Here is a 24,946-nt window from a genome sequence, read left to right as displayed (position 1 = left end):
TCAACTCGTGTGCGCAGCCACTTTGCGTGTGGTTTCGGGGAAGAAATCGGGCGCCGCATGGCGCTTGCCGAACATCATGTCGTACTGCAGCAGACGGAAGTCGCGGATTGCCGGGTCGATCTCTTTCTGACGCGACCAATCGGGGGTGGCGTCGCCCGCCGGTGCCAACAGCAAATTGCGGTCGATGACGCGGTAGTGCTCCCGCAACTGGCCGAGGAAGCCGGTGTAATAGGGATGACTGATGCCGGCAGTCTTCAGGATATGATAGGGCAGGAAGGCTGGGCTGACGGCGCCGAGATCCTCGGCCGGGCCGCTGCGGTTTGACCAGACGATCAGCGGCGTCTGGTGGTGCAGCAGCATCTGGTCGGCCGCCTCCTTGCGCGGCGCGACATTGTCCTTCAGGAAACCGGTCTCGACGTAGACCGGCCCAAGCGGCGGCAGATGGTCGCCGAAGAAGGCGATGACCGTCGGCCGCTGGCGTTTCTTCGCCCATTCGATCAGCCGCTCGAGGCCACGGTCCGCGTCGGAAGAGCCTTCGGCGTAGCTCAACAGCGATTCACGTGCCCATTGGCTGATCGGCGCCTGCACCTTATGGGTCGGATTGTTATAGCGATAGGGCTCATACGGCCCGTGGTTCTGCAGGCTGACGGCGAAAAAGAAGACCGGCTCGGCGCTGGTATCGGCCTCGTGGATGATCTCGTCGGTCATCGCTGCGTCCGACGCGAGCGGTCCGCGTTTTTGCATGGGCGGCAACGTCTCCTCGGATTTGAAGTCGTTGAAGCCGAAATCGGCATAGACGGCTCCCCGGTTCCAGAACCAGTTGGTGCCGGGATGGATGGCGCGCGCCCGGTAGCCCTGACTTTTCAGGAAGGTCGCCAGCGACGGGGTCGGTGTCCGCACATATTGCTGGTAGGGAATACTGCCCGCCGGCAGGAAGGCGTTGGAAAAGCCGGTCAGGGCCTCGAACTCGATGTTGGCCGTCATGCCGCCGAATTCGGGCGAGAACATGTAGCCCGTGCGCAGTGCCCGCACATTGGGGATAGGGTCGGGCGTGATGGTGACGCCGGGCAGCTTGGTCGGATCCCAGAAGGATTCGCTCATGACGACGATGATGTCGGGCTTCTCGGCGGGTACCGAGGCCGTCACCTGCGGTTTGCCGATCGCTTCGATCGCCTTGCCGGAATAGCCGGGCGGCGCCGAGACATGGGCCATCGGGACGTTCAGCGCGAATGCGAGCGCAAAACCGTTCGAGGCATAGTTTTCCTTCTGGTCCCACATGATCGGGATGATCTGCAGCCGGTCGCGCGTCCATGAGAAAGTGGCATAGTCCATGATGGAGACGAAGAAGGCGATCAGCGGCACTGTCAGCGTCAGTCGGGCAAGGCGGCCCTTGTGGCTGAGCGCCGGAACGCGGCGGCGCCATAGCCGCCAGCCATAGACGAGAAGCGACAGCCCGCCGACGACGCCGATCGCCAGGGCAATGGCGGTTCCCGGGCGATCGCGTACCAGGAGCGGCATCAGCGCCACGATCTGCCGAGAATAGAGGAAATCAGTCGGATAGAGCGGATCGCCGAGATAGAGCGACTTCTGGTGGCCGACGAACGCCAGCGACAACGTCAGCGGCGCGAGGATCATCAGGCTCTGATGGCTGCGGCCGAGCACGGCGTCGAGCCCTATGAGGATCAACGCAAAAATGATGATTGTGGTCCAGCCGGGTTTGAAGGGCTGCAGAAAGAAGTCGATGGTGCCGGCAAAGTTGCCGCGCACGATCAATTCGATAGCGAACACCAGGATGGCCGCGGCCAACAGGCTGATGAAGCCATAGCGGATGACAGGCCATTTGCGCCCTGGCAGATAGCCGGTGGCCGGATCGCCTTCGAGAAACTGTGGCGCGGCCTCGGCTGCGCTCTTCTTGGTCTTTGCCACTGCAATAGTTCCCCGGCCCGCAACAAAAGCGTCACTCGACTGTCATCGAACTGTCACGCAAAGCTAGCGCCTGTGGCGGAAATAAGAAGAGCCAGCAAACAAATCGTGAGCGGTTTTCATCATGAGTGATCGCCAAAAAGCCTGCCGAAACAGGCACTCGGCCGACGTTGCGCGGTCAAGGTTGGACTTGACTTGGCCGCACGCCTTGCGTCACAGGCAACGAGAACCAGCAGCTGGGAGCCGCCGATGGCCATCGCATTCACCTTTCCGGGGCAGGGCAGCCAGGCTGTCGGCATGGGCAAGGACCTTGCCGATACCTTTGTTGAATCGCGGCGGATCTTCGAGGAAGTCGATGATGCGCTCGGCGAAAATCTATCGAAGCTTATCTGGGAAGGCCCGGAAGAGACGCTGACGCTGACCGCCAATGCCCAGCCGGCGCTGATGGCGGTGTCGCTTGCCGCAATCCGGGCGTTGGAGGCGCGCGGCTTCTCCCTGAAAGGCAAGGTCACCTATGTCGCCGGCCACTCGCTTGGCGAATATTCGGCACTTGCGGCCGCCGGTTTCGTTTCGGTCGCCGACGCCGCCCGGCTGTTGCGCATCCGGGGTAACGCCATGCAGGCGGCGGTACCGGCCGGCGAGGGCGCCATGGCGGCGATCATCGGGCTGGAACAAGCCGACGTCGAAGCCGCCTGCGCAGAGGCTGCCCAAGGCGCGGCCAAAGATCCCGCGCAAGCCTTGGTTTGCCAGATCGCCAATGATAATGGCGGCGGCCAGTTGGTAATCTCCGGCGCCAGGTCGGCGGTCGAACTGGCGGCGAAGCTATGCACGAAGAAGGGCGCCAAGCGGGCGCTCATGCTGCAGGTTTCGGCGCCCTTCCATTCGGCATTGATGAAGCCGGCGGCCGAGATCATGCGGGAGGCACTGGCCGCCGTGACGAAGAGTGCACCGGCCGTGCCGCTGGTCTCCAATGTTACGGTGACCCCGACGAGCGATCCCGACGAGATCGCCCGCCGCCTCGTCGAACAGGTGATCGGGCGCGTGCGCTGGCGCGAAACGGTGGAGTGGTTCGGCGCGAATGGCGTTGCGACGCTATATGAAGTAGGCGCCGGCAAGGTTCTGTCGGGGCTGGCGCGGCGCATTAACCGCGATATTGCCACCAGTGCAATCGGATCCGCGGCGGATGTTGAGGCGGCGCTGGCGGCGCTTGCATAATCAACTGGCGATTTGACCCCGCTCCGTGCGAAGGGTGTTCGCTCAGATCAGGAGACAAAAATGTTCGAATTGACCGGCCGCAAGGCGCTCGTCACCGGCGCATCGGGGGGCATCGGCGAGGCGATCGCCCGCGTGCTGCATGGCCAGGGCGCCATCGTCGGCCTGCACGGCACGCGTATCGAGAAACTGGAGGCGCTGGCCGCCGAACTGGGCGACCGGGTCAAGCTGTTTCCGGCCAATCTTTCCAATCGCGACGAGGTCAAGGCGCTTGGCCAGAAGGCGGAGGCCGATCTCGAAGGCGTCGACATCCTCGTCAACAATGCCGGCATCACGAAGGACGGGTTGTTCGTACGCATGGCTGATGCCGACTGGGATAGCGTGATCGAGGTCAACTTGACCGCCGTGTTCCGGCTGACCCGCGAGCTTACCCATCCGATGATGCGGCGCCGCCATGGCCGCATCATCAACATCACTTCAGTGGTCGGCGTCACCGGCAATCCCGGCCAGGCCAATTATTGCGCCTCCAAAGCCGGAATGATCGGCTTTTCCAAATCGCTGGCGCAGGAGATCGCCACCCGCAATATAACCGTCAACTGCGTCGCCCCGGGCTTCATCGAATCGGCGATGACCGACAAGCTCAACGACAAGCAGAAAGAGGCGATCATGGCGGCGATCCCGACGCGGCGCATGGGCACGGGCGCCGAAGTCGCCTCTGCCGTCGCCTACCTCGCTTCCAATGAGGCGGCCTACGTCACCGGCCAGACCGTTCATGTCAATGGCGGCATGGCAATGATCTAACACTTGGGAAAACGCTTCATTCCGTCTTGGATGCACGGGATTTTTCGTGTAATGCCGCCCGCAACCCGGCGGTTCGGGCAAAAACCGGTCCTGTTCCGCTGCGTTTCCGGCAGGACCATCTTTCAGCTTGATTAGCGGCATTCTGCCCGCTAACGAAGACAGACAACCAAAAGACGAGGATGCCCAAATGAGTGACACCGCAGAGCGCGTCAAGAAGATTGTCATCGAGCACCTTGGCGTCGATGCCGACAAGGTGACGGAGCAGGCGAGCTTCATCGATGATCTGGGCGCGGACAGCCTCGACACGGTCGAACTTGTCATGGCGTTCGAAGAAGAGTTCGGCGTCGAAATCCCCGACGATGCGGCCGAGACCATCCTGACTGTTGGCGATGCGGTGAAATACATCGACAAGGCCTCGGCCTGACGCTATTTGCAGTCATCACCGGGGAGGACCTGCGATGAGGCGTGTCGTCGTCACGGGCCTTGGGCTGCTTTCGCCGTTCGGCATGGGCTTCGAGCACAGCTGGAATGAGCTTCTGACCGGCCGCAGTGCAGCCAAGCGCATCACCGAATTCGAGGTGGAAGACCTTGCCTGCAAGGTCGCCCACGTCATTCCGCGCGGTGACGGCTCCAATGCCACTTTCAATCCTGAAGCCGTTCTCGAGCCGAAGGAACTGCGCAAGATCGGCGACTTCATCCTGTACGGGATCGCGGCCGCCGACGAGGCGCTCAAGGATTCCGGCTGGCAGCCGAAGACGCATGAGGAACAGTGCGCCACCGGCGTGCTGATCGGTTCCGGCATCGGCGGCATCGAAGGCATCGCCGAGAATGCGATGATCCTCAAGGAACGCGGTCCGCGCCGCATCAGCCCGTTCTTCATCCCCGGCCAAATCATCAACCTCGTGTCCGGCCAGGTCTCGATCCGGCATGGGCTGAAAGGCCCCAACCATGCCGTCGTCACCGCTTGCTCGACCGGTGCGCACGCCATCGGCGATGCCGCCCGGCTGATCATATGGGGCGATGCCGACGTTATGGTCGCAGGCGGCGCCGAAGCGCCGGTGACGAGGCTTTCGATCGCTGGGTTCGCGGCTTGCCGCGCGCTCTCCACCGACCGCAACGACGCGCCGCAAACGGCCTCGCGCCCCTATGATCGCGATCGCGACGGTTTCGTCATGGGCGAGGGCGCCGGTGTTGTCGTGCTCGAGGAACTCGAACACGCCAAGGCCCGCGGCGCCAAGATCTATGCCGAGGTCACCGGCTACGGCCTGACCGGTGACGCCTATCACATCACCGCGCCAGCCGAGGACGGCGACGGCGCTTTCCGTTGCATGACGGCGGCGCTGAACCGGGCGAAGCTGACGCCCGCCGATGTCGACTACATCAACGCCCACGGCACCTCGACCATGGCCGATACGATCGAACTCGGCGCCGTCGAGCGGCTGGTCGGCAACGCCGCCTCGAAGATATCGATGTCGTCGACGAAATCGTCGATTGGCCACCTGCTGGGCGCGGCTGGTGCTGCCGAGGCGATCTTTTCGATCCTCGCCATTCGCGACAACATCGCGCCGCCGACCATCAATCTCGACAATCCGGAGCGCGAAACGGCGATTGACCTTGTGCCGCACAAGCCGCGAGCCCGGCAGATCGACGTGGCGCTGTCCAACTCCTTCGGCTTCGGTGGCACCAACGCCTCGCTCGTCTTCCAGCGCTACAATGGCTGACCGCTCCGCCGGTTTGCGTCTGCCGTCAATTTTGCCATATTCGCCCCTACTCTGCCCGAGGGGATTCGTCGCAAGATCAATTGGTAGGGCGCTATGAACACAAATCCGGCCGATAACGGGGAATTCGGGCAACGGGCAGCAACCCCCGGCCCGATCGTGCCGAAGACGGCCAGCGAGGCGTTGCGGCCCGAGGCCGGCACGCCGCCGCCGAAGCGCTCGCGTGCCTCGCGCAGCCAGTTCGTCGTGTTCATGAACTTCGTCATCTCTTCGGTGATGCTGATGGTTCTGGCGGCAGGCGTTGCGCTGTATTTCGGCAAGCAGGAATTCAACGAGCCGGGCCCGTCGGCCAATGGCGACACTTTCCTGGTCAAGCCGAATAGCGGCGTCCAGGAGATCGCCGACCAGCTTGAGCGGCGAGGGCTGATCAGCGACGCCCGCATCTTCCGCCTTGGCGTACGCGCCTTCGGCAATGATTCCGCCCTGAAGGCTGGCGAATACGAGATCAAGCCGCAGGCTTCGATGCACGATATCATGGAACTGCTGAAGAGCGGCAAGTCGGTGATGTATTCGCTGACCATCCCCGAGGGGCTGACGGTCGAGCAGGCACTGCAACGGATCGCTGAGCAGGACGCACTGGCCGGCGATATGCCGTCGACCACTCCACCCGAGGGCAGCCTCGCCACCGACACGCTGCGCTTCACCCGCGGCGCAACACGCCAGCAGATGGTCGACAAGCTTCTGGCCGACCAGAAAAGACTGGTCGACGAAGTCTGGCAGCGCCGAGCGCCGGATCTGCCGATCGCCAACATTGAGGATTTTGTCACCCTGGCCTCGATCGTCGAGAAGGAGACAGGTAAGGGCGATGAACGCTCGCGGGTAGCGGCCGTCTTCCTCAACCGGCTGGCCAAGGGTATGCGGCTGCAGTCGGACCCGACCATCATCTACGGCCTGTTCGGCGGCAAGGGCAAACCCATCGACCGCCCGATCTATCAGTCGGACATCCAGAAGCCGACGCCCTACAACACCTATCTGATCAACGGCTTGCCGCCGACGCCGATCGCCAATCCCGGCCGTGCGGCGCTGGAGGCAGTCGCCAATCCGTCGAAGACCAGCGATCTTTACTTCGTCGCCGACGGCAGCGGCGGCCACGTCTTTGCCGCGACGCTCGATGAGCATAACGAGAATGTCGCTCGCTACCGGGCACTGCTGAAAAAGCAGGCGCAGGACGCCGCCAAGGCCGGGGCAACCAATACCGGAGCCGACACGCCGGCGGGAGCCATCGTTGACGATGCGGGGGCTACCGCCGCCCAGTAGGGCCAGACGCCATCAGGTCGGCCCTGTGCATGTCCGGGTGGATGTGCAAGGGCTGCTATGGCATTGAAATTCACATGATCCTGTCCGGAGCAATCGTTCCGGCTTGAGGGGCATTCGGCAAGGGGACGCACGGCAACATGAACTTGCAGAGTATGACCGGTTTTGCGCGCAGTGTCGCCGAACACGAAGGCACTTCGATTGCCTGGGAAGCCAAGTCCGTCAACGGCAAGAGCGTCGAGGTCAGGCTGCGGCTGCCGCAAGGTTTCGACCGGCTGGAGCCGGCAGTCAGGCAGACGGTGCAAAAGCGTTTTGGGCGCGGTAATTTCCAGATGACGCTGACCATTGGCCGCGCCGCCGGCGCGCAAGCGCAACCCGTGGTCGACGAGGCTTTCCTGAAGGATCTGGCGGGGTTGGCCAAGCGGCTGCAGGAGCAGTTCGGAGTAGCGCCTGCGGCGGCCGACGGACTGCTTGCGCTGCGCGGCGTGCTCGACATTCCCGAAGCCATCGAAACCGAAGAGGCGCGCAGTGCGCTCGATACCGCGATATTGTCGGCGCTGGAAGCAGCACTGGACGGGCTGCAGCAGGCGCGCCAAGGCGAAGGTGCGGCGCTTCGTTCCCTGCTGTCCGGCCATATCGATGCCATCGAGGCGCTGACACTGCGGGCCGAGGCCGATCCATCACGCGAGCCGGCCACGATCCGCGAAAGGCTTGCAGAGCAGATCCGGCTGCTGATGGACGCATCAGCCAATCTGGATGCCAGCCGGCTGCATATGGAAGCGGCGTTCCTGGCCACCAAGGCCGACATACGCGAGGAGATCGACCGGCTGAAGACGCACGTGGCGTCGGGCCGGGCGCTGCTCGCCGGCGGTGGCGCCGTCGGCCGCAAGCTCGATTTCCTGGCGCAGGAATTCAACCGCGAATCGAATACGCTGTGTTCCAAGTCGAATGCTGCCGCGGTCACCGCCATCGGACTGGAACTGAAGGCGGTCGTCGACCAGTTTCGCGAACAGGTCCAGAATCTGGAATGATCCCGATGCCAAGCCACATGACTGCCAAGCCCCATGACCACTAGGGATGTGGGTTCCCGCATTCGGCGCCGCGGGCTGATGCTGGTGTTGTCGTCGCCCTCAGGCGCCGGCAAGTCGACGATCGCGCGCAACCTGCTGGAGAGCGATTCCAGCCTGGAATTGTCGGTCTCGGTCACCACGCGGCCACGCCGCGGCAGCGAGATCGAGGGTGTCCATTACCACTTCCGCACGATGCGCGAGTTCGAGCGGCTGCGCGATTCCGATGCGCTGCTCGAATGGGCGGAGGTGCACGGCAATTGCTACGCGACGCCGCGCGAGCCGGCCGAACAGGCGCTGGCAGAAGGCCGCGACATGCTGTTCGACATCGATTGGCAAGGCGCTCAGCAGCTCAAGGAGAAGATGCGCGCCGACATCGTCTCGATCTTCATCCTGCCGCCGTCGATGAAGGAATTGAAGGCGCGGCTGAAGCGTCGCGCCGAGGACCAGGAAGCGGTAATCGAGACGCGGCTCAAGAACGCCCGTAATGAGATCGAGCACTGGAAGGAATATGATTTCGTCATCGTCAACGACGATCTTGACCGCGCTTTCGCCGAGGTGCGCGGCATCGTCACGGCCGAACGGCTCAGACGCGATCGCCGGCCGGGCCTGTTCGATTTCGTCTCGGGGCTGCTCGATGAGAAGACGGATTGAGCACCTTTATCGTAAGCGTCCGGCCTGCGGCGTCTTTCGGGACGGTGGCGATCACACGAAGATAGTGTCCACTTGTCGGGATAATTGACATTTGCCGATGTTTGTTGACGAGAGAGACGCCCTCGTACCAGCGATCAACGTCGGGATAAAACGCGATAGAGAGTTGGCATGCCGATTGAATTATGGGCTTTTGACACACCGAATGGCCGAAAGATCAGCGTCGCGCTCGAGGAGATGGCTGCCCTACACGGTGAAGGTGGTCGACATCACGAAGGGCGAACAGCATGCCTCTGGGTTTCTGCGTATTAGCCCCAACAATCGCATCCCCGCCATCGTCGATCCCGCCGGACCGGACGGGTAGACCGATCAGCGTGTTCGAGTCGGGTGCCATCCTAATTTACCTAGGCCAGAAGACCGGCCACTTTTGGCCGTCCAGACTCAGCGCGCAAGTCCCTGTGTTGGAATGGCTGATGTGGCAGGTGGGTGGTTTCGGTCCGATGCCGGGCCAGGTGCACCACTTTCTTGGCGTGACCGACGACCAGGACCGCCGCTACGGACTGGCACGCTATAGCGCAGAGACCCGACGCCTGTACGGAGTCGCCGATCGGAGGCTGGCGGAGGTCGAGTATTTCTCGGGCGAGCTGTCGATCGCCGATTTTGCTATTCTCGGCTGGGCATGGCGGCACGAGCGGCATCAAGTCGATCTTGCCGAATTTCCGAATGTTGAGCGCTGGTATGGGACTATGATGGCACGGCCGGGGGTTCAACGCGGCTTTGCGGTATCGCTCTCCTGATGGAACGACACGAAGCTCGACGCTTCCGTGAATTCGCTCCTGTCTTCGACAATATTTTCGTCATATTGCGGCAGGTCGTCTGTAATGGTGAACCAAGGTGCCTTGGAGCCGACGAAAATGTGCGCGCTTGGGCGAATGTTTGGGTCGTCGACGAGGGTCCCCATAGCGATGTGGGCGAACGCGCCGTCACGAACAACCGCAAAAAGGAACGACCCGCATAGCTTGCATCGCTCGTCATGCCAGCTATTGCCGTCGACGATCTGGATTTTGTCCTCCCCACTCGTGATGCGCAATTTGACACGCTCTATGCCTGCGAGTGGCTTGAACGCTGCGCCGGTTGCGCGACGGCAGATCGAGCAATGGCAATTCACGGCAAATATGAACTCGTCCGTCACCTTATAGGTGACTGCACCGCACTGGCATGATCCACCTAGCGTGCGGGTGTTGGTCGGCTCCTGCAGCGTCACGACTGGCATTCCTCTGTGCGATCGAAGTTTGCCAGATAGCGCACTTTTATCGGACTTCAGGCGGGTAGTCGGGGCGACGCTTTGTCTGGGCGGGTGTCAAGTGTTCAATGATCTGTACAATGTCGGTCCGTCCGATCTGCGGATAGTGCTCTCGCATCCCCGTGACCTCTTGGGGCCATTCCGATTCTCTCCAAGGAACGTTGCCGCCTCGGACAGGCGCAGATCGGTGCAGCGCGTGACCCACACAATCGCGATCCTGCTGGCATCGCCGTCACAACATAGCGCATATAGCCCGGCAAAATCGATATTTCGCGCCAGCGTATGGTGGATATTTTCTCGCCTGCCTCGATAAGTGGGAAAAGCCGAGCGACCACTCCAAGTTCCTGCATCACAGCCTCACACCGCATTCGTCAGCCGCACGAATTCCTCGACGCTGAGCGTCTCCGCACGCCTGGTCGGATCGATGCCGGCGCGGGTGAGCAGCGCCTCGCCGCCAAGGCTTTTCACGCTCTGCCGCAGCATTTTCCGGCGCTGGCCGAACGCCGCTTCGGTGACGCGGCTGAGCCGTTTCACCTCTGCCGGCAAGGGGCTGGCGCGTGGCACCAGATGCACAACCGAGGACGTCACCTTGGGTGGCGGCGTGAACGCCTGCGGCGGCACGTCGAAGGCAATCCTCGCCTCCGTCCGCCACCCTGCCAGCACGCCGAGCCGGCCATAGGCCTCGCTGCCGGGGCTGGCTGCAATGCGTTCGGCGACCTCGCGCTGGAACATCAGCGTCATCGATGTGTAGAAAGGCGGCCACTCGGTGACGGTCAGCCAACGGATCAGCAATTCGGTGCCGATATTGTAAGGCAGGTTGGCGACGATTTTCGCCGACCCGCTGCTTCCCGGCACTCCTTTGGCAAGCGCTGCAAAATCAGTTTTCAGCGCATCGCCGGCCACGATCTCGAGCCGACCCGGATAGTGGTTCGCGATCTCGGCCAAGGCCGCCAGGCAGCGCTCGTCGCGCTCGATCGCGACGACCCGCCGGGCGCCGTTGAGGAGCAGGGCCCTAGTCAGCCCGCCCGGACCGGGACCGACCTCGATAACCGTAACGTCGCTCAGGTCGCCGGCGGTCCGCGCAATCTTGCTTGTCAGGTTAAGGTCGAGCAGAAAATTCTGGCCGAGCGCCTTTTTCGCCTGCAGCCCATGGCGCTCGATCACCTCACGCAGCGGCGGCAGCCCGTCTATGCTCATCGGGCTGGGCTCATCGGGCTGGGCTCATTGGGTTAGGATCATCGGATTGGGCTCATTGGCCTGCAGTTTTTGTCCCAGTATCGGCAAGTAGGCGAGCGAGCTTCAGTGCGCCAATCAGACTGTCGGCGCGGGCGATGCCCTTGCCGGCGATGTCGAAGGCGGTGCCATGGTCGGGCGAGGTGCGGATGAAGGGCAGGCCAAGCGTGACGTTGACAGCCTCGTCAAACGCCAGCGCCTTGGCCGGGATCAGCGCCTGGTCGTGATACATGCAGAGCGCCACGTCGTAGCCGGCGCGGGCGCGAGCATGAAACAGCGTGTCGGCGGGCAATGGCCCGAAGGCGTCGATCCCTTCCTGCCTCAGCCTGTCGACCGCCGGGCGTACGATGCGCTCATCTTCGGTGCCCATCGCGCCGCCTTCGCCGGCGTGCGGGTTGAGGCCGGTAATGGCGAGCCGCGGCTTGGCAATTCCGAAGCGGTTTGCAAGGTCGGCGGCGGTGATGCGGCCGGTGGTGACGATCAGGTCGGTCGTCAGCGCCTTCGGCACCTCGGCCAGCGCAATGTGGATGGTGACCGGCACGGTGCGCAGGTCCGGTCCGGCAAGCAGCATCACCGGCGTCACCTCGGTACCGGTATGAAGCGATGCCAGATGCGCCAGATATTCGGTGTGGCCGGGAAAGCCAAAGCCGGCATCGTAGAGCGGCTTCTTGGCAATGGGGCAGGTGACGACCGCGGCAGCGCGGCCGGCCAGGCAGTCGGCGACGGCGCGGTCGATCGCCTCGACGATGCCGGCGGCGTTGGCTGGATCAGAGCGGCCGGGACTGTCGATGAAACGGGCGGCAAGCGCCACCACCGGCAGCGCGCGCGAAAACATCTCCGGCGCTAGCGCCGGCGTTGTCTCGGCCATCGCAATATCGGCGCCGAGCCTGTGCGCCCGCGCGGCAATCAGTGCCGGATCGGCAAGAAGATAGAAAGACGGAACGCCGGCGGTATCGCGGGCCTGCCAAGCGGCGATGGCGATGTCCGGCCCCACACCGGACGGATCGCCGACGCTCAGCGCCAGCGGAAGCTCTGCGTGAGGCACGGCTATCGCGACTTCAGCGCTCGATGATGCGGGCTTTCTTCCGCAACTCCTCGACATATTTCTTCGAGAGCTCGTCGGCGTTCTTGTCGCTCGAACCTTCATTCTGGAACACCATCTGCGCGACTTTGTCGTCTGACACCTCGCGCGACGAGCAGATGCCGATGAATTCGACGCCGCGGTCGGTTTCGCGCGTCGTGGTGGCGCCGCCAACCTTTGTAGCTTTTATCTGCTCGGCCCAGTCCAGCGGCAATTGCGGCGCCAGCACCCGGCCGAGATCGCGAACGGTGACATCCATCAGGCCCTTGGCGAATTCGCGCGTGGTGTTGCAGCCGTTGAAGCGGGCGCGCATGGCGTCGGCTTCGCGTTTGCGCTTGGCCAGCGTCGCGCTTCGCTCGGCGGCCGGCACCACGAAAATGACCTGCTGCAGCATGTACTCGGTGGCACTCGGTTTGCTACCGCCTTTCTCGAGCATGCGCTTGACGAGGTCCTGCTCGCTTATGGCGCCGCCGCCGTCGCTAGAACGGTGACGCGCGGTCAGCGCCTGGTTCCAGGCCATCTGCGCCCGGATAAACTCCTTGAAATGCTCCTTGGAGACGCCGGATTGCGCCATGGCGCCGTCAAGCTGCTTGAGCGGCATCTTGTTGCTCGTGGCGAAACGCTGATAAGCGGCATCGACCTGCGCGTCGCTGATGCGGATGCCGAGCCGCCTGGCTTCGGCCATCCGCAGCGTCTGGTCGATCATTTCCTGGCCGGCATCGCCCTTTTTGTGCTGCAGGCGCAGGAAAGCCGCGCGATGCTGGATGTCGCCGGTGGTGATCGGTATATTGTTGACGACGTATTTGATCTCGCTGGCGAAAACCGGCCGCATCACTGCGGTGATCGAGACCGCCACCAGCAGCGCGAAGCCTGCCGAAAAGAGGTATTTCCTCATCGAAAGCATCCCAATTCCATCTCGATTCGGCCCAACCTGTCCCAGTTCAGGCCGCGGAAATTCGTGCCTGCTCTATGCGGCGAAACAATGTCGTCCGCCAGCCGCCCCGTTGCCGACTGCTGCTCCCCTTATTGGATGGTGTCGATGGAGCGTTGCGACGAGCCGAAATCGCCGAGCGTGCGGAACGACAGGTTGAAGCCGACGTTCTGCGATACTTCCTTGGTGTTCAAGTCACGTCTTTCCGAAAACGTCATCAAATAGGTAAAGCACGAATCGCTATAGGCAAAGCCGACCCCGTCCTTGACCAGGATGCTCTGCTCCAGATCATACGTGCCGGTGCCAAAGACGCGCCAATTCTCAGCAAGATGCGTCGAGGCGCCGAGCGTGATCTCATGGCGATCCGTGGAGAAGCCATAGAGCGGCTGCGCCTGGATGAAGGCGTATTTGGCGCTCAGCGATACGGGCAGGCCTGAAAAGGCGGCCTTTACCTCAGCGCGGCGGACCTCGAAGCTTTGCTCGTCGAAACGGCCGCTGACCGAGCCGGAAAATCCGCTGGGGCTATTGAAGCCGACAAGGCCGACATAGTCGGAGGTTGCGGTTTCAAGACCCGAATAGGCGCCGACATTGACCAGATCCGGCGTGCCGAACGAGTTCTGGCCGCCGAGTTGGTAGGATTGGCCGAACACCGCATTGGTGCTCCAGCCATTGTCGTACGCGCCGGAATAGCGCAGCCCGACATTGGCGCGCGTGCCGCCTTCCATGCGGTCATAGCCGGAGAATTTGTCGCGCTCGAACAGCGTCGTGGCGTCGAAGACGAAGCTCTGGGCGTCCTCGTTGGGGACCGCCAGCCCGCCGACATATTGCTCGTTCGGACGCATGAACACTTGCGCCATCGGTTCGAAGACATGGCTGGAACTGGTCATCGAGAACAGTACCGGCCAGCGCATCTCAAGGCCGGCGGTCGCCATGTAGCGGGCAAGCGACGAACGCATGTCGTCGTCAACGCCGAGATTGGTCGCCATCTGGTTGACGGCGTCGAGCGAGGCCGAGGAGGCGTTGACATAGCCGGCGTCGCCGCGCAGCGCCAGCAGCGGCGTCAGCAGCAGCCCGCCATCGGTGGTGAAGGTGCGCTTCCATTCGGCCTCAGCGGTAACGCGGCCGGATTGACCGTCGATGCCGCGGACGTTGTTGACGGACGAAGGGATGCCCGAATCTGCAAGAGCCGTATCGAGTCTGTCGCGGTCTATGATCCGCGCGTTGACGTCGAACGACAGCTGCCCGCCGGCCACCGGCATGTCGGGGATATAGGCGTAGTCGAGCGAGGGCAGCACCCAGGGCTGCTTGGCGGCGCGGGTGGTCGGATCGCTAGCGAGGGTGTCTTCTTGAACGTCGAAGTGCATGGCGCGCACATCGAAATAATTGCGATCGTTGAGCCCCGTCAGGTACACCTCGGAGCGGTGTACGCTATCGTTGAAGCCGTCGATATCGTAGGTGCGCGAGAAACTCTTGTCGCTCTGCAGCAGGATGTCCCAGCCGAAGTCCCAGCGCGGGTTGATGGCGAACTGGCCTTGGGTGCCCATCATGCCGCGGAACCTGTTCGGATCGCCCTCGGTACCCGAACTGACGTTGTGGCCATTGTCGTCGATGAAGGCGTCGGGATTCTCTTGACGGATGCCCGCAATCTTCAGGCTGTACTGACCGTTGTTGAAGCGCTGCCTCCACTCGGCCTCACCGAGGAAACCCTGTCTGGTATAGCCGCTGCCGGTGACAGTTAGATCGTAGGTCGGCGAGAGCGCGAAATAATAGGGAACTCTAACACCGACGCCGAGATCGCTCTTGTAGGCGACGCCGGGGATCAGGAAGCCGCTCTTGCGCTTGACCGTCGGGTCGGCGATCTCGAAAGCCGGCAGATAGGCCAGTGGAAAGCCGAAGAACTCGAAATTCGAATTCTCGAAGCGAACCGTCTTCTTCTCGCCGTTCCAGATGATCTTCCTGGCCTTGATACGCCAGGTCGGCGCTTTGTCGGGCTTGTCCTCGCACGGCTCGCAGGCGGTGTAGACGCCATTGTGGAACGTCGTCAGCACGCCGCCCATGCGCTCCGCGCTTTCGGCGGCGAAATACGCCTTGTCGACGGTCTCGACACGCAGCGCGTTGACGAAGCCGTCGGCGAAATCGTCGGTGATGTCGGCATACTGCGAATAGATTTTGGTGCCGTCGCTGTTGACGAGCTCGACATTGCCGCTGGCGACGAGGCGTTTGGTGTTGCGGTTGTATTCGACCCGCTGGGCGACGAGACGGTTGCCGCCATAGTCGATCTGGACGCCGCCGACGGCCGTCACAGTCTGCTTGTCGTTGTCGTAGACCAGCGTATCGGCTGCCAGCAGCATCTGCGTGCCGCTCGGAACCTTCGTTGCCAGCTCACTGACGTCCTGGGCGAAAACCGGAGCAACCGGGGCAGCGCCGGCAAGCAGGCATGCCAAGGCGCTCGCCGCAGAGAGGCGTGCCAAACCGGCGTGCCTATGGCCGCGCAAAACCGCCTCCCTCACTAGCCGTCTTCCTTGTATAGCAGGAATGTCACCCCGAAGAACATAGCCACGACAACCGGGACCCAAGCCGCTACGGCAGTGGGTACGAATCCCGCTACGCCGAATGCCTTGACCAGCACCGAAACGACATAAAGCAGAAAGCCGGCCACGATGCCACCCAGAATCATCGTCGCCGACTGCCCCATCCTCGCAAATCGCATTGATACCGTTGCCGCAATCAGCGTCATCGCGACGAGCAGGAAGGGCAGCGCAATCAGGGAATCGTACTGCATGGCGAAGGCATTTGCCTTGAGGCCGAAGGAGCGGGCCACCTCGATCTTGCCGGGCAGATCGTAGAAGGGGATGGTCTCAGGGCGCGCCAACCGCTCTTGCACGAATTCCGGCTTGAGATCGGTCGGCAGCCGATCGCTGGGTAACGACTGGATGGTGCCGTCCCGGAACACCTTGACGTCCCGCAATTCCCAGTAGCCGTCCCGCAAAAAGGCGTGCGCGGCATCCTTGCGCTCGATGATGTCGCCTTGCGGGCTGAAACTGAAGAAGACCGCGTCGGCCATCTCCAGGCCTTGATTGAGAATGGCGCGCGCGCCGATGATGGTATCGCCGGAGCTGGTTTTCTGCCTGATCCAGGGCGCGGCGTCGGCCGAGACGGTGTTCGACTTGCCCGAACGGAGCTGGGTCTCGATCTGCTCGGACCAGGAATAGGCGTGCGCGGCTATCGGATTGATGACGCCAACCGACAAGGCCCCAAACAGCAGCGCCCCCATGCAGCACGGCAGCAGGAACTGCCATGCGGAAACCCCGGCGGAACGGGCGATGACCAATTCATATTTGCGGTTGAGCGACACCAGGGTCGCCATCGCCGAGAACAGGCCGACGAACGGCACCGTCTGCAGCATGATCATCGGCATCCGGAGCCCCGAAATGGCGAACGCAGTTACGTAGGTGAAGCCCGGCACGCCGGTCGTGCGGCCGGAAAGCTCGGTGAAATCGATCAGGAACACCAGCGCCAAAAGGCCGATGAAGAACCAGATGGTGATCGTCACATAGCGAAAGAAGAAGTACCGACCCAGAGTCCAGCCCATCAGCCGGCTCCCTGTCCGGATGCGCCACGCCGGGCAAAGCGGAGCTTGACGGCGCTCCAGCCGTCATTGAAGCGGCCGGCAAGATTGGTTATCCAATCGGCCCAAGCAACCGGCAGTTCCATCGTCCGGTTGGAAACGATGAACCAGATAGCGATCGCCGATGCCACGATCGGGACGCCGTAGACCATATAGGCATATTGCGGCACCTTGTCGGCCTTGCCGGCGGCAAAGAACCCGAGCCAGCGCACGAACAGCGCGATCGCGATTGCCGTGATCAGCGGGTGCACGCGCGCCTCGCGATGCGAGCGCGCATCTCCGGCGACCGCAAGCGCGATCAGCGCAAAGACGAGCGAATAGGACCACTCGGAAAAACGCTGGTTGAGCTCGGCCAGGTACCTGTTCGGCTTTTGCTGGTACATCTTGTCGTTCGGACTGGGATTGAGCAGGTACTGGGTCGTCCGGTCCTTCGGCAAAAGCAGAATGTCAGATGACGCCGACAAGAAAGCGGACAAGTCGAAGGCGTAGGAGGTGAACCGGATTACCGAGAGGTCGCCGGTCATGGTTTTGCGATGGATGACGCCGTCATTCATCATCAGCACCTTCTCGTCGCCGCGTTCGATGATGCTGCCGGTCTTGGCATAATAGATGAGATTGACGCCTTCTTCGCGCGAGTCGGCGACGAAGATGCCGCCGAGGCGATTGTCGGGAAGCCGTTCGCCAACCTGCAGGAACAGGCCATCATCGATCTTGCGGAAGGTGCCTTCCTGGATGATCAACGACAACAGATCGGCACGCGACGAAGCAATCAACTCGCGGTTCTTCTGGCGTGCGTAAGGGTCGACGCCATTGTCGACAGCAAACGAAAAAACGCTGGCTGCGAGTGCCAGAAGCATGATCGGCCTGACGATGGTCCAGCGTGAAGCGCCGGCGGCATTGATGACGGCCAGCTCCGAATCCGAATTCATCACGCTGAGGATCTGCGCGACCGCGACGACTAGGGCGAACGGCACGACGATCGGAACGATCGACGGGACGATCAGCGCTGCGACTTCGAAGAAGGTGAGGGCCGACTGACCGCTATCGGTGACGAGGTCGATGCGGGCGAGCACCTGAGTCGTCCAGACGATCGCCAGCGTCCAAACGAGCGCCAGCGCGAATACCGCGAAAGCACGGCGCATGATGTAACGTTCAACGACCTTCATGAAGGCTTTTCTCGGCGGTTTCGAACGGCATCATGCCTTGGAATAAGGTAGTCGTCCGGCGCCGGCTGCACAACTGGCTCAGTTTGGCGGTTCGATCTGGGTTCTGTCCCGTATCGCAAATTCCGCTGGGCCGGAGTGTCGGCGGCAATGGATAAGAAAGGGCGAACATTGTTGGTTAACAACAGGTTGCGGCGGGAAGCGGGGCCGTGCCGCGACGAATCGTGGATGGTTCAATGTCGCATATGGGAGCGATTTCGGCCAAAGTCTTGTCAAATGCGGCAAAACGACCAAATGTCGCGCCGATCGCCGCCGCGGCGGCGTGATAAGACGGGTCAGGATCTGTTGAGCCCCAGCATGGAAGCGGGAAAATTGCGCAGTCAAACCGGTTGGGAAGCGGTCTTTGATGGCGCGATTGTGATCGGCGCCGGCGCGGCCGGCCTTGCCGCCGCCCACGCCCTGATGAAGGCCGGCGTACCGACGCTCGTCCTGGAAAAGGAGAGCCGGCTTGCCGAGCCCTGGCATCGGCGGCACCAACGTCTGCACCTCAACACGCATCGCGATCTCTCGACGCTGCCCGGCATCGGCTATCCCGCAGGCACCCCGGCCTTCCCGCACAGAACCGCCGTCATTCGCCATCTGAACGATTTCAGCCAAGTGCACCGGCTGCCTGTCACATTCGGCGTTGCCGTCGAAGAGATCACGTTCGATGGCGATCACTGGACCGTACAGACCAATTCCGGATCCCGTCCGGCGCGCCATGTCGTCGTCGCCACCGGGCGCGACCGGCAGCCGTTTATTCCCGCATGGAAAGGCATGAAGGATTTTGCCGGCCGGATCGTCCATTCGGCAGATTTTGGCGAGGCGAAAGACTATGCCGGCAAAAAGGTGCTGGTGGTCGGTGCAGGCAATTCGGGTTTCGACGTCCTCAATCATCTTGCGGATGCAGACGCCGAAAGCATCTGGCTGTCGGCCCGCAATGGTCCGTCATTGCTGCCGAAACGCATCTGCAAGATCGCCGTCCACAGGCTTTCGCCTTTCATGGCGCGCTTGCCGGTACGGATTGCCGATGCGGTGATGGCGACAACCCAGCGCCTGGTTTTCGGCGACCTGTCGAAATTCGGGCTTCCGCCGGCCTCCATAGGAGGTGCGAGCCGTCTGAGCGCCGACTACACCGCGATCGCAGCCGATGACGGCGCGGTTCGCGCCATCAAGGCAGGCATGATCGTGGTGGTGCCGCCATTGCGAGAATTTACTCGCGACGGCATCATATTGAACGACGGCAGGTTTATCACGCCCGATATCGTCATCTCAGCGACCGGCTACCGGACCGGGCTGGAGCAGATGGTCGGCAAGCTCGGCGTTCTCGACGGCAAGGGCGTTCCGCTTTTCAACGGCGGCGAAGCCGACCCGCGATTGCCCGGTCTGTGGTTTACCGGCATGCGGCCGAGCATTCGCGGTTGTTTCGCCAATGCCCGCATTCAGGCTAGGGCGATAGCGGCGCGGATTGTCAAGCAGCGATAATGAGCAGGACTATGCCGACTGTCCGCCCCGCAATAGATACGCCTTGTTGGAACGTTCTCGAACCGAAAGGTCAATGATCATGACGCCAGTCAGCATTCGCTACATGGTCGATGATGTCGCCGCCTCGATCGACTTTTATTGCGGACATCTGGGCTTCACCGTCCAACAGGACGCGCGACCGGCTTTTGCCTCCGTCACGCGCGGCGCGTTACGGCTCCTTCTAAGCGGACCCGGCAGTTCGGGTGCACGGGCGATGCCCGACGGCCGGCAGCCGGTGCCGGGAGGCTGGAACCGCATCCTGCTGGTGGTGCCGGACCTGAAAGAAGAGGTTGCGCGTCTCAAGAGTGCTGGACTTGTCTTTCGCAACGATATCATAACGGGCGTCGGCGGTTCCCAGACCCTGCTCGAAGACCCATCCGGCAATGTCATCGAGCTGTTTCAACCCGCCGCTCACTGACGCAACAACACGGCATCTTAGGTCCGATCTGCCCAATCGAACGCCTCTCCCGACAATCCAACGCATTTCCCCGAAAGCAGGACATGATGAATTCGAGACCCTCGATCGCCTTCGCCAAATTCGCCGCGCCCAAAAAGGGCAGCGTTTTCGTTCTGGCGGCCGACGAGGGCGGCCTCGGTGATGCCGTCAGGGCCTGCGATCCGGCAAAGACCCTCGAGCGGGCCTTTCCCGTCGCCGACTTCACCGGCAAATTCGCCAGCCAGGTCGAAGTGCTGGCACCGGAAGGGACGTCGCTCGAGCGGCTGGTGGCGGTCGGCGCCGGCAAGGGCTCCAATCTCGATGACTACGCCTGGCTGAAGCTCGGCGGCACGATTGCCGCATCCTTTCGCAAGGCAACCGAAGTGGCCGTCGTGCTCGATCTTCCCGGCGCCGCCGTCAGCGGCAGGCAAGCCGTTCAGCTTGCCGCGGGCATCCTGCTGCGCAGCTATTCCTTCGACAAGTACAAGACCAAAAAGGACAATGGTGACGGCAAGCGTGAGCCAAAAAAGCCGGTAAAGGTGACCATTCACACGGCCGATCCGGCGGCCGCAAAGAAGGCCTTTGCCGATGAAGCGGCGGTGATCGACGGCGTCTTGCTGGCGCGCGATTTGGTCAATGAACCGGCCAATGTGTTGGGACCGGTGGAATTCGCCGCCCGCATCGCCCAACTGGAGGCGCTCGGCGTCACGGTCGAGATCCTGGCCGAGAAGGAGATGAAGAAGCTCGGCATGGGTTCGCTGCTGGGCGTAGCGCAGGGCTCGCCGCGTGGCGCCCGCATCGCCGTCATGCGGTGGGACGGCGGCAAGGCCAAGGAAAGCCCGGTCGCCTTCGTCGGCAAGGGAGTCACCTTCGACACCGGCGGCAATTCGATCAAACCGGCCTCCGGTATGGAGGACATGAAGGGCGACATGGGCGGCGCTGCTGCCGTCACCGGGCTGATGCACGCGCTGGCCGCGCGCAAGGCGAAGGTCAATGTCGTGGGCATTGTCGGGCTGGTCGAAAACGCCGTCGACGGCCACGCTCAACGACCGGGCGACATCGTCACCTCGATGTCTGGCCAGACCATCGAAGTGCTCAACACCGACGCCGAGGGCCGCCTCGTGCTGGCCGATGCGCTGTGGTACTGCAACGACCGCTTCCAGCCGAAATTCATGATCAATCTGGCGACGCTGACCGGCGCCATCATGGTCGCGCTCGGCCAGCATTATGCCGGCCTGTTCTCTAATAATGACGAGCTGGCGGACCGGCTGACGGCGGCCGGTCAGGCGACGCAGGAGCGGTTGTGGCGCATGCCGCTCGGCGCCGAATACGACAAGCTGATCGAGTCCAAGAATGCCGACATGAAGAATATTGGCGGCCGTTATGGCGGCGCCATCATCGCCGCGCAGTTCCTGCAGCGCTTCGTCAAGGACACGCCCTGGGCGCATCTCGACATTGCCGGCACCGCGATGGGCTCGCCCTCCAACGAGATCAACCAGTCATGGGCTTCCGGATTCGGCGTCAGATTGCTCGACCGATTGGTGCGCGATCATTACGAGCAATGAGCGGCGCGCCAAATGATTTAGACTGAAGTCATGGCCGAAATCCTGTTCTATCACCTGACCGAATCGACCCTGGAGGACGCGCTGCCCGGCCTCCTGGAGCGCAGCATCGATCGCGGCTGGCGCGCCGTGGTGCAGACCGGCACCGAGGAACGGCGCGACGCGCTGGACCAGCATCTGTGGACTTTCCGGGACGATTCGTTCCTGGCCCATGCAACGGACCGCGAAGCCCATCCCGCCGAGCAGCCGGTGCTTCTGACCGTCGGACCTGACAATCCGAACCAGGCGCAGATACGCTTCCTGGTCGATGGCGCGGTGCCGCCGGAGCTTGGCGGCTACCAGCGCGCCGTGTTCCTGTTCGACGGCCACGATGCAGCCCAGCTAGAGGCGGCACGCACGCACTGGAAGACAATGAAGGAGGCCGGCCACACCGTGACCTACTGGCAGCAAACACCGGACCGGCGCTGGGAACGCAAGGCTTAGAAGACCTGAGCAAGCCCGATGCCGCCTGATGATCAAACACCAAGCATATCGATAGATGCCGCACTTGTTCGCCGCTTGATTGCCGCGCAGTTCCCTGAATGGGCGGACCTGCCGGTAGAGCCGGTCGAGCCTGGCGGCTGGGACAACCGCACCTTCCGGCTGGGCGATCGAATGTCGGTGCGGCTGCCCAGCGCTGCCGCCTATGTTGCCCAGGTCGAGAAGGAGCATCGCTGGCTGCCTCGCCTCGCGCCTCACTTGCCTCTGCCGATACCGGTGCCACTGGCCAGAGGCGCGCCCGGTGAAGGCTATCCATGGCCTTGGTCCGTCTATCGCTGGCTTCGCGGTCGGCCGGCGGCTGGTGGGCTGATTGCCGATCTCAATGAATTCGCTCGTTCGCTGGCCGGCTTTCTGGTTGCGCTCTACCGGATCGACGCCGCTGGCGGACCACCGGCAGGTCAGCATAATTTCCACCGCGGTGGCCAGCTTTCAGTCTACGACGCCCAGACCCGAGCCGCGCTTTCGGCGCTCGGCGGCCGCATCGACAAGGCAACCGCCGAGGCGGTGTGGGCGACCGCGCTCGGCTCGCGATGGCAAGGGCCGCCGGTCTGGGTCCATGGCGACGTTGCCTCAGGCAATCTGCTCGTCGAAGATGGCAAGCTCTGCGCGGTCGTCGATTTCGGCAGTTCGGCTATCGGCGATCCTGCCTGTGACCTGGTGATCGCATGGACGGAATTTTACGGCGAGAGCCGCCAGGCGTTCCGCGACGCCATTTCCCTTGACGAGCACAGCTGGGCGCGCGCTCGGGGCTGGGCGCTCTGGAAGGCGCTGATCGTCGCTTCGGGACATGACGGCAACCAGCGCGAGGCGGAAAAATCGTGGCGGGTTATCAATGAGGTGCTGGCGGATCACACAAACAGTTAGAGCGGGATGGAGAATTCAGTTTGAACGCATCCCGCTCCAAAAACGAAAGCATTACTGACCGCCCGTCTCCCTCCTGAACGTATCGAAATCGACCTGCATGCCGTTGAAGATCGAAATCGACCTGCATGCCGTTGAAGATAGAGCTCCAAGCTCCCATGGTCGACTGGATGTCCTTGATGGTTGCGTCATAGTCGTCGGCACGGGCCGGTGCGGAGGCCAGCGTCAGGGTCAGCGCGTGGACCGTGGAGGCGAGCAAGGATGCATGATGAAGCGAAGAGGGCGTGGAATGAAAACGATATGGAAGCTGTTCATGGCGTTCTCCTCTGGTTTTGGTTGGCCTTACGATGTAAGGTAATGTCGAAAATTAACCTTACAGCGTAAGTTGTCAAGCGGCACCATGGACATATCAGTCAAAAAAAAGCGAACGCGCGGCCGGCTGTCTCGCGAGATGATCGAGGATGCGGCTTTCGAGGTAATCGAGAGGGAGGGGCTTTCCGGCTTTTCGATGCGCAAGCTGGCGGCAGAACTCGGCTGCGAAGCGATGAGCATCTACCATCATTTCCCCTCCCAGGCGCATCTTTACGAGGCACTGGTCGATCGACAGATCAGCTCGATCAAGATTCCTGACGACGGCATGCGTTGGCGCCAGCGGATCCACGTCGCCGTGAAGGAATACCGCCGGGTCGCCACCGAACATCCGGCCTTTGCGCCGTTCATTGTGGTCTACCGCATGAATTCGCCGGCATGTCTCGCCAAGCTGAACGACGTGATCGGCCTGTTCGAAGCCGGCGGTTTCGGTTTGGAACTCAGCGCCCGGTTGTTCCGAGCCACGAGCTACTATCTGATGGGCGCGATCCTTGACGAGACGGCCGGCTACGCCAAAGGGCCTTCGGCGGTCACCACGGTGAGCGATGAAGCGCTAGCGCGGGATTTCCCCGGCGTCATGGCTGCCGGGGCATATTTCGGCACAGCCGGTTTTGACAAGACCTTCGATATAGGCCTCGACATGTTGCTGGACGAGATGGAGCGTATCCGCGACGGTGCCAATGCGAGGTAGTTGCATCAACGGGGCATTGTCCGCATGCGCTTTTTGTTTCTTCTGATCCTGCTCATCGGTACCGGCATCGGCGTCGTCTATCCCTGGGCGATGACCAATTTCTCCGGCCGTGAGATCGGCACCTGGCGGGTTTACGACCAGGGCCGGTTCAAGCCGGTGACGGTGGCCCTGAGCGCACGCGACGGGCCGCTACGCGTGCTGGTCGATCTCACTGCAAGAGCCGAGCGCATCGTCTCGCAGCAGCGCACCGTGCTGACCCTGACCGCCGCCACCGGCGGCAGGACGGTGCTCGCCTCGACGCTGCAGTTCAATCACTCCGACAATCCGCGCCAGGTCAGCCCACAGCTGCCGGACAGGATCTTTCGCGACGAGGCCGGCCTGATCCCGAGCGTTACCCCCGGTTCCTACATCTTCACCGTCGGTCCGGGCGACGCCGAGGGCATTCCGATGCGGGCCGTCGACCTCGGCCTGCGCTCGGCTGCCGGCGAGGTCGACCGCCGGGCGCGGCCGGTCGGTTTTTCCCTGATGGCGGCCGGCCTGGCCGGGCTGGCGCTGGCATTCCGTTTCGGCGGCCGCCGGCCGGAAAATCCGAACTCGCAGCCGCCACCGCCGCGCTGGGGCAGGGGCTCCAATTGAACTATCGCCACGCCTACCATGCCGGGAACTTCGCCGACGTCGTCAAGCATGCCGTGCTCAGCCGGCTGATCGAATATCTGAAGCAGAAGGACAAGGCGTTTCGGGTCATCGACACCCATGCCGGCATCGGCCGCTACGATCTGTCCTCAACCGAAGCGCAAAAGACGGGCGAATGGCAGGGGGGGGGAGGGCGGGGGGGGGGGGGCGGCCCGCCCCCCCCCCCGCCGCGCGGGGGGGGGGGCGGGTGGTTGGGCCGCGGGGGG

General features: G+C 62.6%; 23 protein-coding genes and 1 pseudogene. 16 read left to right on the top strand and 8 right to left on the bottom strand.

Annotated elements, in window-relative coordinates; all coding sequences use genetic code 11:
- On the bottom strand, positions 1-1,926 hold the full coding sequence (locus NKI01_RS22810; protein ID WP_352964678.1) for an LTA synthase family protein: 1,926 nt from the start codon (positions 1,924-1,926) through the stop codon (positions 1-3).
- A gap of 246 nt (positions 1,927-2,172) precedes the next feature.
- Here NKI01_RS22810 and fabD point away from each other — a divergent pair, with 246 nt between their 5' ends.
- The 8 genes and pseudogenes from fabD to NKI01_RS22770 all read left to right on the top strand — a co-directional run bounded on the left by fabD (position 2,173) and on the right by NKI01_RS22770 (position 9,483).
- A complete protein-coding gene (gene fabD / locus NKI01_RS22805) occupies positions 2,173-3,138 on the top strand; it encodes an ACP S-malonyltransferase (protein ID WP_352494870.1) in 966 nt (321 codons plus the stop codon).
- Between the two features lie 60 nt (positions 3,139-3,198).
- Positions 3,199-3,936, top strand: a complete 738-nt coding sequence (gene fabG / locus NKI01_RS22800) for a 3-oxoacyl-[acyl-carrier-protein] reductase (protein ID WP_023719826.1) — start codon at positions 3,199-3,201, stop codon at positions 3,934-3,936.
- A gap of 187 nt (positions 3,937-4,123) precedes the next feature.
- Positions 4,124-4,360, top strand: coding sequence for an acyl carrier protein (locus NKI01_RS22795; protein WP_006203723.1), 237 nt, complete (start codon positions 4,124-4,126; stop codon positions 4,358-4,360).
- Between the two features lie 34 nt (positions 4,361-4,394).
- The gene (gene fabF / locus NKI01_RS22790; protein WP_023719825.1) at positions 4,395-5,657 is read left to right on the top strand and encodes a beta-ketoacyl-ACP synthase II; all 1,263 of its coding nucleotides are present in this window, start codon (positions 4,395-4,397) and stop codon (positions 5,655-5,657) included.
- A gap of 93 nt (positions 5,658-5,750) precedes the next feature.
- Complete coding sequence (gene mltG / locus NKI01_RS22785; protein ID WP_023719824.1) at positions 5,751-6,971, top strand: endolytic transglycosylase MltG; 1,221 nt, start codon at positions 5,751-5,753, stop codon at positions 6,969-6,971.
- 137 nt (positions 6,972-7,108) lie between these two features.
- A complete protein-coding gene (locus tag NKI01_RS22780) occupies positions 7,109-7,999 on the top strand; it encodes a YicC/YloC family endoribonuclease (protein WP_352964676.1) in 891 nt (296 codons plus the stop codon).
- Between the two features lie 33 nt (positions 8,000-8,032).
- Complete coding sequence (gene gmk / locus NKI01_RS22775) at positions 8,033-8,689, top strand: guanylate kinase (protein WP_023719822.1); 657 nt, start codon at positions 8,033-8,035, stop codon at positions 8,687-8,689.
- 168 nt (positions 8,690-8,857) lie between these two features.
- A pseudogene (locus NKI01_RS22770) lies at positions 8,858-9,483 on the top strand (glutathione S-transferase family protein).
- Here the strand turns inward: NKI01_RS22770 and NKI01_RS22765 are convergent.
- From NKI01_RS22765 to lptF, 7 genes are all read right to left on the bottom strand, one after another.
- Positions 9,453-9,950, bottom strand: coding sequence for a GFA family protein (locus NKI01_RS22765; protein WP_348633227.1), 498 nt, complete (start codon positions 9,948-9,950; stop codon positions 9,453-9,455). The pseudogene NKI01_RS22770 and the gene NKI01_RS22765 overlap by 31 nt on opposite strands.
- Before the next feature lie 396 nt (positions 9,951-10,346).
- Entirely contained in the window at positions 10,347-11,186 is an 840-nt protein-coding gene (rsmA, locus tag NKI01_RS22760; RefSeq protein ID WP_023719819.1) for a 16S rRNA (adenine(1518)-N(6)/adenine(1519)-N(6))-dimethyltransferase RsmA, read from the bottom strand.
- 52 nt (positions 11,187-11,238) lie between these two features.
- On the bottom strand, positions 11,239-12,267 hold the full coding sequence (gene pdxA, locus NKI01_RS22755) for a 4-hydroxythreonine-4-phosphate dehydrogenase PdxA (protein WP_023719818.1): 1,029 nt from the start codon (positions 12,265-12,267) through the stop codon (positions 11,239-11,241).
- 13 nt (positions 12,268-12,280) lie between these two features.
- Positions 12,281-13,207: a SurA N-terminal domain-containing protein gene (locus NKI01_RS22750; RefSeq protein WP_352964673.1), complete on the bottom strand. Its 927-nt coding sequence runs from the start codon at positions 13,205-13,207 to the stop codon at positions 12,281-12,283.
- A 119-nt stretch (positions 13,208-13,326) separates the two neighbouring features.
- Positions 13,327-15,744 carry an LPS-assembly protein LptD gene (locus NKI01_RS22745; protein ID WP_352964670.1) on the bottom strand — a complete coding sequence of 806 codons (2,418 nt, stop codon included), beginning with the start codon at positions 15,742-15,744 and terminating at the stop codon, positions 13,327-13,329.
- Positions 15,744-16,829 (bottom strand): LPS export ABC transporter permease LptG, encoded by a 1,086-nt coding sequence (gene lptG / locus NKI01_RS22740; RefSeq protein ID WP_352964706.1) that lies wholly within the window; start codon positions 16,827-16,829, stop codon positions 15,744-15,746. The genes NKI01_RS22745 and lptG overlap by 1 nt, the downstream gene beginning before the upstream one ends.
- Positions 16,826-18,028, bottom strand: a complete 1,203-nt coding sequence (gene lptF / locus NKI01_RS22735; protein WP_352494877.1) for an LPS export ABC transporter permease LptF — start codon at positions 18,026-18,028, stop codon at positions 16,826-16,828. Before lptF ends, lptG begins: the two co-directional genes overlap by 4 nt.
- Positions 18,029-18,382: 354 nt before the next feature.
- On the opposite strand from lptF, the gene NKI01_RS22730 reads away from it, so the two are divergent.
- From NKI01_RS22730 to rlmJ, 8 genes are all read left to right on the top strand, one after another.
- On the top strand, positions 18,383-19,549 hold the full coding sequence (locus NKI01_RS22730; protein ID WP_502899456.1) for a flavin-containing monooxygenase: 1,167 nt from the start codon (positions 18,383-18,385) through the stop codon (positions 19,547-19,549).
- 73 nt (positions 19,550-19,622) lie between these two features.
- The gene (locus NKI01_RS22725; RefSeq protein ID WP_031194238.1) at positions 19,623-20,006 is read left to right on the top strand and encodes a VOC family protein; all 384 of its coding nucleotides are present in this window, start codon (positions 19,623-19,625) and stop codon (positions 20,004-20,006) included.
- Between the two features lie 86 nt (positions 20,007-20,092).
- Positions 20,093-21,589, top strand: a complete 1,497-nt coding sequence (locus NKI01_RS22720; protein WP_023719811.1) for a leucyl aminopeptidase — start codon at positions 20,093-20,095, stop codon at positions 21,587-21,589.
- Between the two features lie 30 nt (positions 21,590-21,619).
- Positions 21,620-22,069, top strand: a complete 450-nt coding sequence (locus NKI01_RS22715) for a DNA polymerase III subunit chi (protein ID WP_023719810.1) — start codon at positions 21,620-21,622, stop codon at positions 22,067-22,069.
- Positions 22,070-22,087: 18 nt separating this feature from the next.
- Positions 22,088-22,990: an aminoglycoside phosphotransferase family protein gene (locus NKI01_RS22710; RefSeq protein ID WP_352515674.1), complete on the top strand. Its 903-nt coding sequence runs from the start codon at positions 22,088-22,090 to the stop codon at positions 22,988-22,990.
- A 397-nt stretch (positions 22,991-23,387) separates the two neighbouring features.
- Complete coding sequence (locus NKI01_RS22705; RefSeq protein WP_352548988.1) at positions 23,388-24,047, top strand: TetR/AcrR family transcriptional regulator; 660 nt, start codon at positions 23,388-23,390, stop codon at positions 24,045-24,047.
- Between the two features lie 24 nt (positions 24,048-24,071).
- Entirely contained in the window at positions 24,072-24,683 is a 612-nt protein-coding gene (locus tag NKI01_RS22700) for a hypothetical protein (RefSeq protein ID WP_352964664.1), read from the top strand.
- Positions 24,680-24,946: 23S rRNA (adenine(2030)-N(6))-methyltransferase RlmJ (gene rlmJ, locus NKI01_RS22695; RefSeq protein WP_352964661.1), on the top strand; the 267-nt coding region annotated here is incomplete at its 3' end. The genes NKI01_RS22700 and rlmJ, both read left to right, overlap by 4 nt.

The sequence above is a fragment of the Mesorhizobium sp. M0815 genome, from assembly GCF_040319995.1.
Lineage (GTDB): Bacteria > Pseudomonadota > Alphaproteobacteria > Rhizobiales > Rhizobiaceae > Mesorhizobium.
This window is presented reverse-complemented; position numbering and strand designations above follow the sequence as displayed.